Below are 854 nucleotides of genomic sequence, written 5' to 3'. Positions count from 1 at the left end.
TATTGTCCATAATGCGCACTGTAATATGACTTCTGTTTTGGTGCTAACCATTAGCGCCAATGCTCCGCAACCCATTGATATTGTTCTTAATCCTAGCCCGTTGTGCTTTTTTGCTATGTGTTCCCATAGCTGTTTTATTCTTGGGTTTTCGTTGCGGTCTGCGTGGCATCCGAGTAAAGCCAGCTCGGGGTCAATTCCTGCTTGTTCTGCTAGAAAAACGGCTTCCTCATCAGATATATAGCGTAGTCCTTTGCGCATTTCACCTATCCTTTGTCTCGGTAGATTCAAATCGTGCGCAATTTGTTTGTCTTGTATGTAGTTTTGGGCCTTTTTATAGGCATCTAATAGCTGACTTTGATACATGGCAAATCCTCCCTTTAAATCAATCTTAGCTTAATGAGCATGTTTTTTCGTGCTTAACGCGCACGAATAATTGTGCCTACAATCCTCTCAATTCGTGATTTGAATCTCTCTAAGACTAACCACATCGCTTATGCGTTCCGGACATTCGCCGAGAGATTCACCTATTTGACTGCCTTGGGCGCTTGCTCTTGACGCTCTCGCCCTTGGTGGTCAATCCCTCAATCAGTCAAGGTGGTTGTTATGTATGCTCTCAATTTAGAAAACTCGGTAATTATCGATACCGAAACCACGGGCCTAGACTCTGACGCTCGTATCTGTGAAATTTCAATCATCGACGCTCTTTCCGGTTCCGTTCTCTACACGAGTCTCGTTAATCCTCTTTGCTCTATCCCTGATGTTGCTCATCAAATACATGGCATTAGCAATTCGCTTGTCGCTGATGAGCCATCTTTTGATGTTGTTTGGAATGAAATGTAGTGGCATAGTGAATT

The 854-nt window shown here is 43.4% G+C and carries 2 protein-coding genes; one reads left to right on the top strand and one right to left on the bottom strand.

All coding sequences use genetic code 11. The features are described from left to right. Window positions 1-363, bottom strand: a 363-nt coding sequence (locus tag PL85_RS16370) for a DUF3693 domain-containing protein (RefSeq protein WP_194573213.1), incomplete at its 3' end; no start/stop codon positions are given. A gap of 240 nt (window positions 364-603) precedes the next feature. Between PL85_RS16370 and PL85_RS16365 the strand changes: the two genes are divergently transcribed. Next, complete coding sequence (locus PL85_RS16365; RefSeq protein WP_232471712.1) at window positions 604-840, top strand: 3'-5' exonuclease; 237 nt, start codon at window positions 604-606, stop codon at window positions 838-840. Window positions 841-854: the final 14 nt, after the last annotated feature.

Origin of the sequence: Vibrio anguillarum (assembly GCF_001989995.2) — a bacterium.
Taxonomy (GTDB): domain Bacteria; phylum Pseudomonadota; class Gammaproteobacteria; order Enterobacterales; family Vibrionaceae; genus Vibrio; species Vibrio anguillarum.
This window is presented reverse-complemented; position numbering and strand designations above follow the sequence as displayed.

Bases quoted from the DNA above. Each gene is read 5' to 3' on its own strand.
- PL85_RS16365 (WP_232471712.1), top strand. From the start codon at position 604: ATGTATGCTCTCAATTTAGAAAACTCGGTAATTATCGATACCGAAACC.